The 16,976-nt window shown below is 65.0% G+C and carries 16 protein-coding genes; all 16 read right to left on the bottom strand.

The window, feature by feature from the left end:
* On the bottom strand, positions 1–1,547 hold a 1,547-nt coding region (locus KHP16_RS17605), incomplete at its 3' end, for a type IV pilus assembly protein FimV (RefSeq protein ID WP_280528140.1).
* Between the two features lie 235 nt (positions 1,548–1,782).
* Positions 1,783–2,919 (bottom strand): aspartate-semialdehyde dehydrogenase, encoded by a 1,137-nt coding sequence (asd, locus tag KHP16_RS17600; RefSeq protein ID WP_211960750.1) that lies wholly within the window; start codon positions 2,917–2,919, stop codon positions 1,783–1,785.
* A 346-nt stretch (positions 2,920–3,265) separates the two neighbouring features.
* Positions 3,266–4,333, bottom strand: a complete 1,068-nt coding sequence (gene leuB, locus KHP16_RS17595) for a 3-isopropylmalate dehydrogenase (protein ID WP_109580520.1) — start codon at positions 4,331–4,333, stop codon at positions 3,266–3,268.
* A 30-nt stretch (positions 4,334–4,363) separates the two neighbouring features.
* On the bottom strand, positions 4,364–5,014 hold the full coding sequence (gene leuD, locus KHP16_RS17590; protein WP_109580519.1) for a 3-isopropylmalate dehydratase small subunit: 651 nt from the start codon (positions 5,012–5,014) through the stop codon (positions 4,364–4,366).
* A gap of 31 nt (positions 5,015–5,045) precedes the next feature.
* On the bottom strand, positions 5,046–5,177 hold the full coding sequence (locus KHP16_RS17585) for an entericidin A/B family lipoprotein (protein WP_109580518.1): 132 nt from the start codon (positions 5,175–5,177) through the stop codon (positions 5,046–5,048).
* Between the two features lie 48 nt (positions 5,178–5,225).
* Positions 5,226–6,635, bottom strand: coding sequence for a 3-isopropylmalate dehydratase large subunit (gene leuC / locus KHP16_RS17580; protein WP_109580517.1), 1,410 nt, complete (start codon positions 6,633–6,635; stop codon positions 5,226–5,228).
* Between the two features lie 333 nt (positions 6,636–6,968).
* Positions 6,969–7,670, bottom strand: coding sequence for an ABC transporter ATP-binding protein (locus KHP16_RS17575; protein ID WP_115952604.1), 702 nt, complete (start codon positions 7,668–7,670; stop codon positions 6,969–6,971).
* 1 nt (position 7,671) lies between these two features.
* Positions 7,672–8,439, bottom strand: coding sequence for a high-affinity branched-chain amino acid ABC transporter ATP-binding protein LivG (livG, locus tag KHP16_RS17570; RefSeq protein ID WP_109580515.1), 768 nt, complete (start codon positions 8,437–8,439; stop codon positions 7,672–7,674).
* Positions 8,436–9,671: a high-affinity branched-chain amino acid ABC transporter permease LivM gene (locus KHP16_RS17565; RefSeq protein ID WP_115952605.1), complete on the bottom strand. Its 1,236-nt coding sequence runs from the start codon at positions 9,669–9,671 to the stop codon at positions 8,436–8,438. The genes livG and KHP16_RS17565 overlap by 4 nt, the downstream gene beginning before the upstream one ends.
* Positions 9,672–9,675: 4 nt before the next feature.
* Entirely contained in the window at positions 9,676–10,602 is a 927-nt protein-coding gene (gene livH, locus KHP16_RS17560) for a high-affinity branched-chain amino acid ABC transporter permease LivH (RefSeq protein WP_211960749.1), read from the bottom strand.
* An 84-nt stretch (positions 10,603–10,686) separates the two neighbouring features.
* Positions 10,687–11,814 carry a branched-chain amino acid ABC transporter substrate-binding protein gene (locus KHP16_RS17555; protein ID WP_179593282.1) on the bottom strand — a complete coding sequence of 376 codons (1,128 nt, stop codon included), beginning with the start codon at positions 11,812–11,814 and terminating at the stop codon, positions 10,687–10,689.
* A 462-nt stretch (positions 11,815–12,276) separates the two neighbouring features.
* Entirely contained in the window at positions 12,277–13,578 is a 1,302-nt protein-coding gene (gene gltA / locus KHP16_RS17550) for a citrate synthase (RefSeq protein WP_109580511.1), read from the bottom strand.
* Positions 13,579–13,619: 41 nt separating this feature from the next.
* Positions 13,620–13,901, bottom strand: coding sequence for an FAD assembly factor SdhE (locus KHP16_RS17545; RefSeq protein WP_109580510.1), 282 nt, complete (start codon positions 13,899–13,901; stop codon positions 13,620–13,622).
* Between the two features lie 182 nt (positions 13,902–14,083).
* Positions 14,084–14,785, bottom strand: coding sequence for a succinate dehydrogenase iron-sulfur subunit (locus KHP16_RS17540; protein ID WP_109580509.1), 702 nt, complete (start codon positions 14,783–14,785; stop codon positions 14,084–14,086).
* A gap of 34 nt (positions 14,786–14,819) precedes the next feature.
* On the bottom strand, positions 14,820–16,598 hold the full coding sequence (gene sdhA / locus KHP16_RS17535) for a succinate dehydrogenase flavoprotein subunit (protein WP_109580508.1): 1,779 nt from the start codon (positions 16,596–16,598) through the stop codon (positions 14,820–14,822).
* A 3-nt stretch (positions 16,599–16,601) separates the two neighbouring features.
* Entirely contained in the window at positions 16,602–16,967 is a 366-nt protein-coding gene (gene sdhD / locus KHP16_RS17530; protein WP_109580507.1) for a succinate dehydrogenase, hydrophobic membrane anchor protein, read from the bottom strand.
* Between the last annotated feature and the right edge of the window lie 9 nt (positions 16,968–16,976).

Below are 16,976 nucleotides of genomic sequence, written 5' to 3'. Positions count from 1 at the left end.
GCTGCCTGCGGCGCCGAAGCGGCCGCGGCCGTCACGGCCGGTGCCGGCGCGGCGGCATCGGAGGCCGCCGCGGTGAGGGACGAAGGCGCGGTCGCAGGCGTGGTGGTCGCGCTCGTCGTCGTACCGGCAACCGGCGCCGCCGGCGTGCCTGCCGTCGTGGCGGCATCGGCCTTGGCCGGTTCCGCCGGGATCACCGTCGGTGCCGGCGCGGCGGCGGCGGCGTTGGTCGATGTGGCGGGAGAAGCCGCGGACGACGGGCTGCCGGCCGCGGGGGCCGTCGCTGCGGACTTCGCCGCCTCGTTCGACTGCGCCAGCTTCGAGATCTCCGCATTCTTCAGCTCCATCAGGCGCTGCATATCGGAGACGTTCTTCTCGAGCTGGGCGAGCTTCGACTCGGCTTCCTTGAGCTTGCGCTCGTTGGCGACGCCGGCTTCCGCCTGGGCGTTCGCCTTGGCCTGAGCGCCGCGCTCACCCTTACTGAGCTTGAGTTCGTCGCGCGGGCCGGCGGCCGGCGCGGCCTGCTCCTGCACGCGTGCGGTCACGGCGCCCGATTGCTCGCGGCCCGTACCCCCTTCGACAGATTTGGCTGCGGCCGCCGCGGCCAGGCGCGCGCGATAGCTGTCGAAGCCCTGCGTGCGCGCGACCACTTCGCGGCGCGCTTCGCGCGGGCTAACGGACTGCGCCTGTTCGGCGGTCGGGACCTTGAGGACCGCGCCCGACTTGATGCGGTTGATATTGCCGCCGATGAACGCGTTCGGATTGTTCCGGTACAGCGCGAGCAGCATCTGGTCGAGCGACACGGACTCCGCGCCCTGCGTCGCTTCGCCGGCGATGGACGACAACGTGTCGCCACGCTGCACGGTGTAGCTGCCGGCGGGCGCGGCGCCATCTGTCGCGGCCGGCGCTGCAGGTTGTTGCGCGCGGCGCGGCGCGGGGCGCGGGCGCGCCGGGGCATTGTCGGCCGTGGCTGCGGCGCTCGGCGCGGCGGACGGCACAGGGGCCGGCGCGGCCAGCGGTGCGGGTGCGACCGTATTCTCGGCGGGCGACGCATCCGGCGTCGCGGCCTGCACGACCGTGGTCGGCGCGAACGACTGCGGCGCGGACTTGCTGCCGGCCGGATCGAGCAGGAAGGTGTACGCGCGCGTCACCTTGCCGCTGGACCATGCCATGTCGACGAGGATGTCGACGAACGGCTCGCTGATGGGCTGGTTGGAACGCACGTAGGCGACGTAGCTGCCGTTCGGACGGCGCTCGACGTTGACGCGCACGCTGCCGACGGCCGGCAGGTACGTCAGGCCGGCACGCGCATAGGCAGCCGGGGACGCGAGCTTGACGACGAGGCTCTCCGCCTCTTCCGGCGCGACCCCACTGATATCGATTTCAGCCTGGAGCGGTTGCCCCAGGTTCGACTGGACCCGTAGTTGTCCAAACCCTGCGGCATACGCGGCCGGCTGCGCGAGCAGCAGACCGAGAGCCGTCACGGCCAGCGTTGACCAGCGCTGACGGACAGTAGGCGCATCTTTCCGGCGATGTAGGTTCACACTCACCTCGTGCTCCGTTTGTTTTCTAATGAACAGAATTGACCCGACCCCCAAAGCAAGCACGCCTGAGCGAGGGTGACGTCGCCCCTCGGCATCAAGCGGATGCCGGCTGTATTGTGACGCAACCCCGCAAAAAAAACGCACCGGAACGTAACAACGCCGCGCGGGTGCGCGGCGTTGCGGAGAAAGTGACCGATTCTGTTGCCTGGCCGCAACGAAAGCGGCTAGCGGCTCGGAAAGGTCACGCTTCGATAAGAATGCGCAGCATACGACGCAGCGGTTCGGCCGCGCCCCACAGCAGCTGATCGCCCACGGTGAAGGCCGAGAGGTACTCGCCGCCCATCTGCATCTTGCGCAGGCGACCCACCGGAATCGTCAGCGTGCCCGTCACCGCGGCCGGCGTCAGGTCGGTCATGCTTGCTTCACGCGTGTTGGGCACGACCTTGGCCCACTGGTTGTTCGCGGCCAGCATGCCCTCGATCTCGTCCAGCGGCACATCCTTGCGCAGCTTGATCGTGAGCGCCTGCGAGTGGCAGCGCATCGCGCCGATCCGCACGCACAGGCCGTCCACGGCGATCGGGCCCGCGCCGGTCGCGCCGACGAAGCCTTCGCCACGGCCGAGGATCTTGTTGGTCTCGGCGCCGCCCTTCCATTCCTCGCGCGACACGCCGTTGCCGAGGTCCTTGTCGATCCACGGAATCAGGTTGCCGGCGAGCGGTACGCCGAACTGCTTCGTCTCGTCGGCGGAAAGGCCATGCTGGGTCGCCAGGATCTGGCGGTCGATCTCGAGGATGGCCGAAGCCGGATCGTCGAGCAGCGGCCTGACGGCCGCGTTCAGCGTGCCGAACTGGGTCAGCAGTTCGCGCATGTGCTGTGCGCCGCCGCCCGAAGCCGCCTGATAGGTCATCGACGTCATCCACTCGATGAGGTCGTGCTGGAACAGGCCGCCGAGGCCCATCATCATGCAGCTGACCGTGCAGTTGCCGCCGATGAAATTCTTGACGCCCTTGCCCAGCGCATCCTTGATCACGCCGAGGTTGACCGGATCGAGCACGATGATCGCGTCGTCCTTCATGCGCAGCGACGAGGCCGCGTCGATCCAGTAGCCGTTCCAGCCGGCCGCGCGCAGGCGCGGGAAGACGTCGTTGGTGTAGTCGCCGCCCTGGGCGGTCAGCACCACGTCGCACTTCTTCAGCGCTTCGATGTCGTTGGCATCCTTGAGCGTGGTTTCATTCTTCGCCATCGACGGCGCCTTGCCGCCAGCGTTGGACGTGCTGAAGAAGATGGGCTCGATATGGTCGAAATCGCGCTCTTCCTGCATGCGTTGCATCAGGACGCTGCCAACCATTCCCCGCCAACCGACGAGACCTACAATCATGACAAACCTCGGATGTGATGTGAACTTCCCCGCCATTTTCCTCGCCCGGCGTGGCTGCGCGGGGAAGACGGGCAGGCACGACGAACGATCTACGGGATCGTTTTGGTAATGGTTTTAATCGTCGTTGCGGTAACCGCCGGGCCATGCGAATCCACGCCGGCCACGTTGCGGGTAGCAACGGCAGCGATAGAAGATGCAGTCAGGATGGACTGGGAGATTCGGGCCATGCGGGGGAGTCTACACGATTTTGCGGCAATGCCGCAGGGGAATCATCGGCAAGGCTGGCCCTGAGGCCCGCCCCGCCGGTACCGCGACTACTTCCGGTACTGCTACCGATCAACGCGGCTTACAGCGCCTTCAGTACCGCTTCGCCCATCTCGCGCGTGCCAACCTGCCTGCAGCCCGGCGTGAGAATGTCGGCGGTACGGTAGCCTTCCGCCAGCACCTTCTTCACCGCGTTCTCGATGCGGTCCGCCTGCTCGGCCTTGTTCAGCGAGTAGCGCAGCATCATCGCGGCCGACAGGATCGTCGCCAGCGGGTTGGCGATGCCCTTGCCCGCGATGTCGGGCGCGGAGCCGTGCGACGGTTCGTACAGACCCTTGTTGTTGGCATCGAGCGACGCCGAAGGCAGCATGCCGATCGAGCCCGTCAGCATCGCGGCCTCGTCGGACAGGATGTCGCCGAACATGTTGCCGGTGACGATCACGTCGAAGCTCTTCGGTGCCTTGACCAGCTGCATGGCCGCGTTGTCCACGTACATGTGCGACAGCTCGACGTCCGGATATTCCTTGCTGACGTCGATGACGACGTCCTTCCAGAACTGGAACGTCTCGAGCACGTTGGCCTTGTCCACGCTGCACAGCTTCTTGCCGCGCTTGGCGGCCGCCTGGAAGGCCACGTGCGCGATGCGGCGGATCTCGGGCTCGCTGTAGCGCATCGTGTCGAACGCTTCTCGCGCGCCCTTGAACAGGCCGTCCGGCGCTTCGCGCAAGCCGCGCGGCTGGCCGAAGTAGATGTCGCCGTTCAGTTCGCGCACGATCAGGATATCGAGGCCAGCCACGAGTTCGGGCTTCAGGCTCGAGGCGCCCGTCAGTTCCGGATAGCAGATCGCCGGGCGGAAGTTCGCGAACAGCTGCAGGTGCTTGCGCAGGCCGAGAATGGCCTGCTCGGGACGCAGCGCGCGCTCGAGCTTGTCGTACTTCCAGTCGCCCACGGCGCCGAACAGGATGGCATCCGCTTCCCTGGCCAGCTTCAGCGTGTTGTCCGGCAGCGGATGGCCTTCGGCCTCGTAGCCCGCGCCGCCGACGGGCGCGGTTTCCAGTTCGAATTTCTCGTCGAGCGCGCCAAGGACCTTGACGGCTTCCGCAACGATTTCGGGGCCGATACCGTCGCCCGGCAGGACTGCAATCTTCATCTTCTTGATTCCTGTGCTGGATAGGTGCGGTCAGCCGACCAGGCGGTTGCCCAGCCACGGCATGCGCGTCATGCGCTCCGCCTCATAGCTCTTGATCTTGTCCGACTGGCGCAGCGTCAGGCCGATATCGTCGAAGCCGTTCAGCATGCAGTACTTGCGGAACGGCGTGATGTCGAACGAATAGCTCGTGCCATCGGGCGTGATCACCAATTGCTTGTCGAGGTCGATCGTCAGCTTGTAGCCGTTGAACGCGTTGGTCTCGTTGAACAGGTGATCCACCTGCAGCGCGGTGAGCGCCACGGGCAGCAGGCCGTTCTTGTAGCAGTTGTTGAAGAAAATGTCGGCGAAGCTCGGCGCGATGATCGCGCGGAAGCCGTATTGCGACAGGGCCCACGGCGCATGCTCGCGCGAGCTGCCGCAGCCGAAGTTGTCGCGCGCCAGCAGGATCGACGCGCCCTGGTAGCGCGGCTGGTTCAGCACGAAGTCCGGGTTCAGCGGACGGTTCGTGTTGTCCTGGCCGGGCTGGCCGACATCCAGATAGCGCCATTCGTCGAACAGGTTCGGGCCGAAGCCCGTGCGCTTGATCGACTTGAGGAACTGCTTGGGGATGATCGCGTCCGTGTCGACGTTCTCGCGATCGAGCGGCGCAACCAGGCCGCTGTGAACCGTAAATTTTTCCATGGTGCGGAGTGCCTCGCTTGGTAGCCGCGCGTTACTTGTTGGCCGCGCGCTCGAGCGCGTGGCCGGCGGCCTGGGTGTCCTTGCCGAATCCGGCGACCGTGTTGCAGCCCGTCAGCTGCAGGATGCCGGCGAACGTGACCAGTGCGATCAGGATCTTCTTCATCTCAATGACCTTTCGATATCGTTGACAGGTGATGGGAGGGCCCGGGGGTCAGCCGAGCCTGCGGATATCGACGAAATGGCCCTCGATCGCTGCGGCAGCAGCCATCGCGGGGCTTACCAGATGGGTACGGCCGCCCGCGCCCTGACGGCCCTCGAAATTGCGGTTCGAGGTGGAGGCGCAGCGCTCGCCCGGCTCCAGACGGTCGGCGTTCATCGCCAGGCACATCGAGCAGCCCGGCTCACGCCATTCGAAACCGGCGGCCTTGAACACCTTGTCGAGCCCTTCGCGCTCGGCCTGTTCCTTGACCAGGCCCGAGCCCGGCACGACCATGGCCAGCTTGACGTTGGACGCCACGCGGCGGCCGAGCTTCTGCACGACCCATGCGGCGGCGCGCATGTCCTCGATGCGGCTGTTCGTGCAGGAACCGATGAAGACCTTGTCGATCTGGATCGCGTCCATCGGCACGTTCGGCTGGAGGTTCATGTACTCGAGCGCGCGTTCCATCGCGTGGCGCTTGACGGGATCCTTCTCCTTCTCCGGATCCGGCACGCGGTCTTCGATGCTGACGACCATCTCGGGCGACGTGCCCCAGGTGACCTGCGGACGGATGTCTTCGGCGCGCAGTTCCACGACCTTGTCGAAATGGGCACCGGCATCCGAATGCAGCGTGCGCCAGTAGCTCACGGCCTGATCCCATTCCACGCCCTGCGGCGCGTACGGACGGTTCTTCACGTATTCGAGCGTGACGTCGTCCACGGCGACGAGGCCCGCGCGCGCGCCGGCTTCGATCGCCATGTTGCAGACGGTCATGCGGCCTTCCATGGTCAGGTCGCGGATCGCCGAGCCTGCGAATTCCATCGTGTAGCCGGTACCGCCTGCCGTGCCGATCTTTCCGATGATCGCGAGCACGATGTCCTTGGCCGTGCAGCCGCGCGGCAGCTTGCCTTCCACGCGGATCAGCATGTTCCTGGCCTTCTTGCCCAGCAGCGTCTGCGTGGCCAGCACGTGCTCCACCTCGGAGGTGCCGATGCCGTGCGCGAGCGCGCCGAACGCGCCGTGCGTGCTCGTGTGCGAGTCGCCGCAGACCACGGTCATGCCGGGCAGCGTCGCGCCCTGCTCGGGCCCGATCACGTGCACGATGCCCTGGCGGTGGTCATTCATCTTGAACTGCGTGATGCCGAACGCGTCGCAGTTGGCGTCGAGCGTATCAACCTGCAGGCGCGATACGGGGTCGGCGATGCCTTCGGTGCGATCGGTCGTCGGCACGTTGTGGTCCGACACGGCCAGGTTGGCGCTGATGCGCCATACCGGACGCGATGCGATCTTCAGGCCCTCGAACGCCTGCGGGCTCGTGACTTCATGCAGCAGGTGTCGGTCGATGTAGAGCAGCGTGGTGCCGTCTTCCTCGACGTGGACGGTGTGGTCATCCCAGAGTTTGTCGTAGAGCGTCTTGGCCATGATGCGGGGGGCGAACCGTCACGTCCGGGCAAGGGACGAAACCGATCCGCAATGTGGTTTGCAGGGGATTGTTCTTAGCGCGATGCCATCGCCGGGGTCAGCGGCGCAATCGTGCAGCCCAATTGTGCAGCGATTTCGGCGGCGGCGGCGATTGCTTGACATCGCAAGCGATTATGCCACGTCATGCGCCCATGCAGCGGCCAGCCGGAGGCCCATGGGCGCTCCACCCGAATGTGTTTGGCGAAAGGGGGATTTCGCGGTTGGCGAAAAGATGCCTGAGGCTGGTATCTCTGCTACCAGCCTCAGCGGTCCGCCGCCACTTCAGCGACGATTTCAGCCACCCAGATAGGCCGCGCGGATGCGGTCGTTGGCCAGCAGGTTGGCGCCGGTATCGGCCAGTACCACACGGCCGGTTTCCAGCACGTAGCCACGGTCGGCCACCTGCAGCGCCTTGTTGGCGTTCTGTTCGACGAGGAAAACGGTGACGCCCTCCTCGCGGATCGTGCGGATGATGTCGAAGATCTGCGCGATGACGAGCGGCGCGAGGCCGAGCGTCGGCTCGTCGAGCAGCAGCAGGCGCGGCCGGCTCATCAGCGCGCGGCCGATCGCCAGCATCTGCTGCTCCCCGCCCGACATCGTGCCGGCGCGCTGCGTCGCGCGTTGCTCCAGCCGCGGGAACAGCTTGAACACATGCGCGATGCCCGCTTCGATCTCCTCGCGATTGGAGAAGAACCCGCCCATCTTGAGGTTGTCGAGCACGGTCAGGCTCGGGAACACGCGGCGGCCCTCGGGCGAGATCGCCATACCGAGCCGCATGATGCGGTGCGTGTCCATGCGCGTGATGTCCTGCCCCTCGAACAGCACGCGGCCGCTCGATGCGCGCGGCGTGCCGCACACGGTCATCATCAGCGTGGTCTTCCCCGCCCCGTTGCTGCCGATGAGCGTGACGATCTCGCCCTGATTGACCTCGATCGACACGCCCGAGAGCGCTTCCACGGCGCCATAATGGGTGTGGACGTTTTCCAGCTTCAGCATCTCAGTCCTCTCCCAGATAGGCCTTGATCACGCGCGGGTCGTTGCGCACCGCCTCCGGCTCGCCGATGACGATCGGCCGGCCATGCTCCATCACGAGGATGCGGTCGGACACGCCCATCACGAGGCTCATGTCGTGCTCGATCAACAGCACCGAGATGTTGAACTCGCGGCGCAGGCCGTCGATGAGCTGCTGCAGTTCGACCTTCTCCTGCGGATTGAGGCCGGCTGCCGGTTCGTCGAGCATCAGCAGGCGCGGCTTCGTGATCATGCAGCGCGCGATCTCGAGCCGGCGCTGATGACCGTACGACAGCGTGCCCGCCTCGCGGTTGGCCACGGCGGTCAGGTTCATCCGTTCGAGCCAGACGGCGGCGCGTTCCAGCGCCTCCCGTTCGGCACGGCGGTATCCGGGCGTCGCGAACAGGCCGCGCAGCAGGCCCGACCTGACCTGCAGATGCTGGGCAACGAGCAGGTTCTCCACCACGGTCAGCGACTTGAACAGGCGGATGTTCTGGAACGTGCGCACCAGTCCGCGCCGTGCCACGAGATGGCTCGGCAGGCCCGCGATGGCGTCGCCGTCGAGGGACACGTCGCCCGCGGTAGGCTTGTAGAAGCCGCCGACGCAGTTGAACACCGTGGTCTTTCCGGCGCCGTTGGGCCCGATGATCGCGAAGACCTCGTCTCGGCGAACATCGAAGTCGATGCCGTCCACGGCCAGCAGGCCGCCGAAGCGCATCTGCAGGCCCGATACTTTCAGCAGTTCCGCGCTCATCGGGGCAGCTCCACGTGCGGACGGCTCGCGGGCAGCAGGCCCTGCGGACGCCACATCATCATCAACACCATGACCAGGCCGAAGATCAGCATCCGGTATTCGGCAAAGCCGCGCGCGACTTCGGGCAGCGCGGTCAGCAGGATCGCGGCCAGAATCACGCCGAGCTGCGAGCCCATGCCGCCGAGCACCACCACGGCAAGAATCAGCGCGGACTCGATGAACGTGAACGACTCCGGATTGACCAGACCCTGGCGCGCCGCGAAGAACGCGCCCGCGAGACCCGCGAACGACGCGCCGAGCGTGAACGCCGACAGCTTGATGCGCGTGGGATTGAGGCCCAGCGAGCGGCACGCGATCTCGTCGTCGCGCAGCGCTTCCCACGCGCGGCCCATCGGCATGCGCACGAGGCGGCTCGTCACGAACAGCGTGAAGCCCACGAGCAGCAGCGCCAGCAGGTACAGGAAGATGACCATGTGCTGGCCGCTGTAGTCGAGGCCGATCAGCTCGTGGAACGTCTTCGTGCCCTCCACGCTCGCGCTGCGGGCCATCTCGATGCCGAACACCGTCGGCTTCGGGATGCCCGACACGCCATCCGGCCCGCCGGTCAGGCTCGTCAGGTTGTTGAGCAGCAGGCGGATGATCTCGCCGAAGCCGAGCGTCACGATCGCCAGATAGTCGCCACGCAGGCGCAACACGGGGAAACCGAGCGCGAAACCGAACGCCGCCGACAGCGCGGCTGCGAGCGGCAGGCATTCCCAGAACGTCAGGCCGAAGTACTGGTTCAGCAGCGCGTACGTGTAGCCGCCGACCGCATAGAAGCCGACGTAGCCAAGGTCGAGAAGGCCCGCATAGCCAACCACGATATTGAGGCCGAGGCCGAGGATCACGTAGATCAGCGCGAGCGTCGCCACGTCGACGGCGCCACGCGAACCGAGGAACGGAAACACGAGGCCCACCGCGAGCAGCACCCAGATCGCCACGCGCTGCTGGCGTGTGCCGAGCTGCACCTTCGATGATAGGGACGGCAGCTTGACGGCGCCCACCGCGCGCGCCAGCAGAGGACGGAACAACTGGAACAGGAAGACCGCCCCGACGGCGATCCACACCGGCTGCCAGTGCGGTTCGAGCACGACCTTGTAGCCCTCGAGCTTCAGCTGCAGGCCGAGGATCGGAATGGTCAGGATGGCCGTCATCACCGCGGCGGTGACGGCGTTCTTGAGGGATAGCGTCATCGGATCACACCTTCTCGACGTCCGGCTTGCCGAGCAGGCCGGTGGGACGGAACAGCAGCACGAGAACCAGCAGGCCGAACGCGACCACGTCCTTGTACTCGGCGGGCATGTAGCCCGAGGCGAAGGTTTCGGCCAGGCCCAGCAGCACGCCGCCGAGCATCGCGCCCGGAATGCTGCCGATGCCGCCGAGCACGGCGGCGGTAAAGGCCTTGATCCCCGCGATAAAGCCGATGAACGGGTTGAGCTTGCCGATGGTCAGGCCGATCAGCACGCCACCCACGGCGGCCAGCATCGCGCCGAGCACGAACGTGAACGAGATCACGCGATTGGTATCGATGCCGAGCAGGTTCGCCATGCGCATGTCTTCCGCGCAGGCGCGGCACGCGCGGCCCATGCGGGAACGTCCGATGAACAGCGTCAGGGCGATCATCAGGACCAGCGTCACGCAGACGATGAGTAGCCGCGAGTACGGCACCGTGACCGTGAAATCGCCGCCCATCTGGAATTCGATGGCACCCGAGATCAGCAGCGGCACGGACACGTCGCGCGCGCCCTGCCCGATCTGGACATAGTTCTGCAGGAAGATCGACATGCCGATGGCGGAGATCAGCGGCACGAGCCGCGGACCGCCACGCAGCGGGCGGTACGCAACGCGTTCGACCGCGAAGCCATACAGGCCGGTGACCGCGACGGAGACGACGAGCGCCGCGCCGAGCACGAGGGGCAGCGGATACCCCGCCTGCGCCCCGATGGCGGTCAGCGTGACCAGGCCCACGTAGGCGCCGATCATGTAGATCTCGCCGTGGGCGAAGTTGATCATGCCGATGATGCCGTAGACCATCGTGTAACCGATGGCGATCAACGCATAGATCGCACCCAGCGTCAGGCCGTTGACCAGCTGCTGGGTGAATTGTGGGAGGAATTCATTCATGGTGCGCGTCCATTGCTACACGCCGGCCGGGACACGGGCCCCGGCCGGCGTGGTTGGCGGCTAGCTCGCTGCCGGGTCAGCAGCTCAGTTGGCGGCAGTCTTCGTGGCGTCCTTGTGCCACGTGTACACGACGAACTTGAACGCCTTCAGGTCGCCCTTCTCGTCGTACTCGACATTGCCGATCGGCGTCTGGAAAGCGTTCTTGTGCATGTAGGCGGCCACCTTGGCGGGGTCCGTGCTCTTCGCGCCGGCGATCGCGTCGCCGATGATCTTCACGGCCGCGTACGACGGCATCTGGAACGCGCCATTGGCATCGCGCTTCTTGTCCGCGAACGCCTTGACCAGGCCCGCGTTCGCGGGATCGGCCGAGAAGTCCGCCGGCAGCGTCACAAGCATGCCTTCGGAAGCGGGACCGGCGATCGCCGTCACGTCCTTGTTGCCCACGCCTTCGGGGCCCATGAACGCGGCCTTGACGCCCTGCTCGCGCGCCTGGCGCAACAGCAGGCCCATTTCGGGGTGGTAGCCGCCGAAATACACGAAATCCACGCCCTGCGACTTCAGCTTGGTAATGACGGCCGAATAGTCGGAGTCGCCGGCGTTGATGCCTTCGAACAGGGCCACGGGAATTTTGGCCGCTTCCAGATCCTTGCGAACCGAACTGGCGATGCCCTGCCCATACGACTGCTTGTCGTGCAGGATCGCGACCTTCCTGGGCTTGACCTTGCCGATGATGTACTGCGCGGCGGCGGGACCCTGCTGGTCGTCACGGCCGATCGTGCGGAAGATGAACTTGCGCTTCTTGTTCTCGGTCAGCTGCGGCGCGGTGGCCGACGGCGTGACCATCACGATGCCTTCGTTCTCGTAGATGTCCGAAGCCGGAATCGTCGAGCCAGAGCACACGTGACCGATTACGTAGCGGATGTTCTGGCTGACGATCTTGTTGGCGACGGCCACGGCCTGCTTCGGCTCGCAGGCATCGTCCATCAGCACGGCCTCCAGCTTGTTGCCGCCCGCGCCGCCCGCGGCGTTGATCTGCTCGATGGCGGTGAGCGCACCGGCCTTCACCATGTCGCCATACTGGGCGACCGCACCGCTCATCGGACCGGCGATGGCGATCTTGACGGTTTCCGCGCTGGCCTGCGACGCGACGAAAAGGCCGGCCGTCGCCATGGCAGCAGCGACGGAGATGGACGTGAGACGGGAAAACGTCATCAGGAGCTCCTCTGTTCTGGGTATGTATGGATCCACCGGACAGGGTCGAATGACCCGCGCACGCGAAAGGGGATATGGCCTGCGAGGGCCTGCAAGGGCCAGCCACGAAGCGTGGAGATGCGCGGCCCGGCGTGGTGCGGTGGTTGCTGGCAAGCGCGTCGCCTGCCCCGCCAGGCCGCAAGGTCAGGATCCGGAAGGGTGGCCCGGCTGCCATCGGCGAAGCAAGTCGCCATTATAGGGAGAAGTTGCACCGCCTTGAAGCAAAGATTCCCAGCTTCTGGGAAATTTGCACAATAAATGCCGACGATTGCAACCTTTGAACGGCACAATAAGGCGCAGAATCGGCATATCACGATTGTGGTGCGCATTTAATTGCGCTAACGCCCCCGACCTGTCGCAACCGGTTCGGACCAAAAAAAAGCCCCGACCGTAGTCGGGGCTTCTTCATGCCGGAAAATCCGATCAGCGCTTGGCCATGTCCGGCACGTCGCGGCTCGAGGCGCCGTTGAACAGCTGGCGCGGACGGCCGATCTTGTACTCGGGATCGGTGATCATTTCTTCCCACTGCGAGATCCAGCCCGGCGTGCGCGCCAGGGCGAAGATGCAGGTGAACAGCGAGGTCGGGATACCCAGCGCGCGCTGCACGATACCCGAGTAGAAGTCCACGTTCGGGTACAGCTTGCGGCTCACGAAGTATTCGTCTTCCAGCGCGATCTTCTCGAGCTCCATCGCCAGCTTGAACAGCGGGTCGTTGTGCAGGCCCAGCTCGTTCAGCACTTCGTGGCAGGTTTCGCGCATCAGCTTGGCGCGCGGGTCGTAGTTCTTGTACACGCGGTGGCCAAAGCCCATCAGGCGCACGCCCGAGTTCTTGTCCTTGACCTGCTTGATGAACTCGTTGATGTTGTCCACGCTGCCGATTTCTTCCAGCATCTTGAGCGCGGCTTCGTTCGCGCCACCGTGGGCCGGGCCCCAGAGGCAGGCCACGCCAGCGGCGATGGCGGCAAACGGGTTCGTGCCCGACGAACCGGCCAGACGGACGGTCGAGGTCGACGCGTTCTGCTCGTGGTCGGCGTGCAGGATGAAGATGCGGTCGAGCGCGCGCTCGAGCACCGGGTTCACGTGATACGGCGCGCACGGCGTGCCGAACATCATGCGCATGAAGTTACCGGAGTAGGACAGGTCGTTCTGCGGGTAGATGTACGGCTGGCCGATGTTGTACTTGTACGCCATGGCGACCAGCGTCGGCATCTTGGCGATCAGGCGGATGGCCGAGATCTCGCGCTGGTGCGGATCGTCGATGTCCATCGCGTCGTGGTAGAACGCGCTCATGGCGCCAACCAGGCCCGTCAGCACGGCCATCGGGTGGGCGTCGCGGCGGAAGCCGCGCATGAAGAATTGCAGCTGCTCGTGAACCATCGTGTGGTTCATGACGTTGCCCACGAACTCTTCCTTCTGCTTGGCGTTCGGCAGTTCGCCCTTCAGCAGCAGGTAACAGGTTTCGAGGTGGTCGCACTTCTGCGCGAGCTGCTCGATCGGGTAGCCGCGGTACAGCAGCTCGCCCTTGTCACCGTCGATGTAGGTGATCTTCGAGTTGCAGGAAGCGGTCGACATGAACCCCGGGTCGTAGGTGAACTTGCCGGTCTGACCGTACAGTTTGCGAATGTCGATCACGTCCGGGCCAACCGTACCCTTGTAGATCGGCAGCTCAACGCTGGGGGAACCATCGGAAAACGATAGCGTGGCTTTCACATCGGACGGCGTCATGTCGGTTCCTTCAAATGCTGTGAATAATATGTTGACCAAACTCAGACCGAACGCAACAGGCCAATCACCCGTTGCATCGGGGGCGTGTCGAGCTCACCGTCAAGCTCCTTGCGGGCAAGCAGCAGGTCCATCAACTCGTTGTCGCTGAGCTCGAAGAGCTCGGAGAGTGCCGCCACGTCCTCGTCGGACAGGGTTTCCTCGTAACGGTTGAAGAATCGCTCGACGATGATGTCGTTCTCCAGTAGGCCGCGGCGGGCACGCCAGCGAAGCCGCGCGCGCTTGTGCGGGTCAGCCTGATGGGAGAAAGTGGTGGAAAGACTCATGGTCAGCCTTCATGCTGCGGCGCGCGAACCCCGACGATAACCCCCGAGGCTTGCACACCGCTTACTGCTTCGTTACTTCGCTAAAACTACGCTTCTACTACGCTGCTACGACGCTCACTACGCGGGAGCGGTGTGGCGAAAGACAGTGTAGACCGCTTCCGCCACGGCCGCTTTACACCCGCTTACACCGCGCGGCGAACCATCAGTTCCTTGATCTTGCCGATGGCCTTCGTCGGGTTCAGACCCTTCGGGCACACATCGACGCAGTTCATGATGCTATGGCAGCGGAACAGGCGATACGGGTCGTTCAGGTTGTCCAGACGCTCGCCGGTCGCCTGGTCGCGGCTGTCCGCGATAAAGCGATAGGCTTGCAGCAGGCCGGCCGGGCCGACGAACTTGTCCGGATTCCACCAGAACGACGGGCACGACGTCGAGCAGCTCGCGCACAGAATGCACTCGTACAGGCCGTCCAGCTCGTCGCGTTCCTGCGGCGACTGCAGACGCTCCTTCTCGGGCGGCGGCTCGTCGTTGATCAGGAACGGCTTGATCGAGTTGTACTGCTTGAAGAACTGCGTCATGTCGACGATCAGGTCGCGCACGACGGGCAGGCCAGGCAGCGGACGCAGCACGATGCGGTCCGGCAGCTCGCGCAGGTTCGTCAGGCAGGCCAGGCCGTTCTTGCCGTTGATGTTCATCGCGTCCGAACCGCACACGCCTTCACGGCACGAACGGCGGAACGAGATGGTCTCGTCCAGCTTCTTCAGCTTGACCAGCGCGTCCAGCAGCATGCGCTCGTGACCGTCCAGCTCGACCTCGTAGGTCTGCATGCGCGGGGCGGCATCCTTGTCCGGATCGTAGCGGTAGACTTCGAAAATACGCTTCATTTCTGTGGGTCCTGTTTTCTCTACGATGCGGTGCTCAGAAGGTACGCGCCTTCGGCGGAACGGATTCCACCGTGAGGGGTTCCATCTTCACCGGCTTGTAGTCGAGGCGATTGCCTTCGCTGTAGAACAGCGTGTGCTTCAGCCAGTTCTGGTCGTCGCGGTTCGGGAAGTCGCTGTGCGCGTGCGCACCGCGCGATTCCTTGCGTGCCGCGGCCGAAATCATCGTGGCCTTGGCCACTTCCACCAGGTTGGCCACTTCGAGGGCTTCCACCAGCGCGGTGTTGAAGACCTTCGATTTGTCCTTCAGGTGGATGTTGTCGGCACGTTCCGCCACTTCGAGGATGCGCTCGACACCTTCGTCCATCAGCTTCTGCGTACGGAACACGCCCGCGTGCGACTGCATGTTGCGGCGGATGTCGTTTGCCACATCCTGCGTGTACTCGCCCGACGACGTCGCCTGCAGCTTGGCCAGGCGCGACATCGCGAGGTCGGCGGCATCGGCCGGCAGCGGCTTGTGTTCCTTCTGCTTGAGCGCGCTGGCGACGATGTGGTTGCCGGCGGCACGGCCGAACACCACGAGGTCGAGCAGCGAGTTCGTGCCCAGGCGGTTCGCGCCGTGCACGGACACGCACGAGCATTCGCCGATCGCGTAGAAACCGTTGACCACTTCGTTGGGGTTGCCGTTCTTCGGCACCACCACCTGACCGTGGTAGTTCGTCGGGATACCACCCATCTGGTAGTGGATGGTCGGCACGACGGGGATCGGTTCCTTGATCGCGTCCACGTTGGCGAACTTCATGCCGATTTCGCGGATCGACGGCAGGCGCTTCATGATGGTCTCGGCACCGACGTGCGTCAGGTCCAGCAGCACGTAGTCGCCGTTCGGACCGCAGCCGCGGCCCTCCTTGATTTCCTGGTCCATCGAGCGCGACACGAAGTCACGCGGCGCCAGATCCTTCAGCGTCGGCGCGTAACGCTCCATGAAGCGCTCGCCGTCCTTGTTACGCAGGATACCGCCTTCGCCGCGCACGCCTTCGGTGATCAGCACGCCCGCGCCGGCCACGCCGGTCGGGTGGAACTGCCAGAACTCCATGTCCTCGAGCGGCACGCCGGCGCGAGCGGCCATACCCAGGCCGTCACCGGTGTTGATGAAGGCGTTGGTCGATGCGGCGTAGATACGGCCGGCACCGCCCGTGGCGAACAGCGTGGTCTTGGCTTCGAGGATATAGACTTCGCCCGTTTCCATTTCCAGCGCGGTCACGCCCAGCACGTCGCCGTCCTGGTCGCGGATCAGGTCCAGCGCCATCCATTCGACGAAGAAGTGGGTCTTCGCGCGAACGTTACGCTGGTACAGCGTGTGCAGCAGCGCGTGGCCGGTACGGTCGGCCGCGGCGCAGGCGCGCTGCACGGGCTTCTCGCCGTAGTTGGCCGTGTGGCCGCCGAACGGACGCTGGTAGATCGTGCCATCGGCATTGCGGTCGAACGGCATGCCGAAGTGTTCGAGCTCGTACACGACCTTCGGCGCTTCCCGGCACATGAACTCGATCGCATCCTGGTCGCCGAGCCAGTCGGAACCCTTGATGGTGTCGTAGAAGTGATAGTGCCAGTTGTCCTCGCTCATGTTGCCGAGCGAGGCGCCGATACCGCCCTGCGCGGCCACGGTGTGCGAGCGCGTGGGGAAAACCTTGGACAGCACGGCCACGTTCAGGCCGGCTTCCGCGAGCTGGAGGGATGCGCGCATCCCGGCGCCGCCCGCCCCGACGATGACCACGTCAAATCGACGACGCGGCAATCCAGTCTTGACTGCGACCATTTATTACACCCTCCAGAGAATCTGAGCAGCGTAGCCCGCGCAACCGACGAGCCACAGAATCGTTAGTACTTGCAGCACGAGGCGCACGGCCATCGGCTTGACGTAATCCATCCAGATGTCGCGCACGCCGATCCAGGCGTGATAAAGCAGCGAGAGGATGGTCAGGAAAGTCAGGATCTTCATCCACTGGTTGGCGAAGAGACCTGCCCAGCCTTCATACGTGGGGTTGCCAAAGGCGAGAAAGGCGATGGCCAGGACCACGGTGAACACCACCATGATCACCGCAGTCACGCGCTGCGCGAGCCAGTCCTTGATACCGTAGTGCGCGCCGACGACGAGGCGCTTGGGACCGATATTGTTATTTGCCACTTGAATACT

The organism is Cupriavidus plantarum, assembly GCF_905397285.1.
Taxonomy (GTDB): Bacteria; Pseudomonadota; Gammaproteobacteria; order Burkholderiales; family Burkholderiaceae; genus Cupriavidus; species Cupriavidus plantarum.
This window is presented reverse-complemented; position numbering and strand designations above follow the sequence as displayed.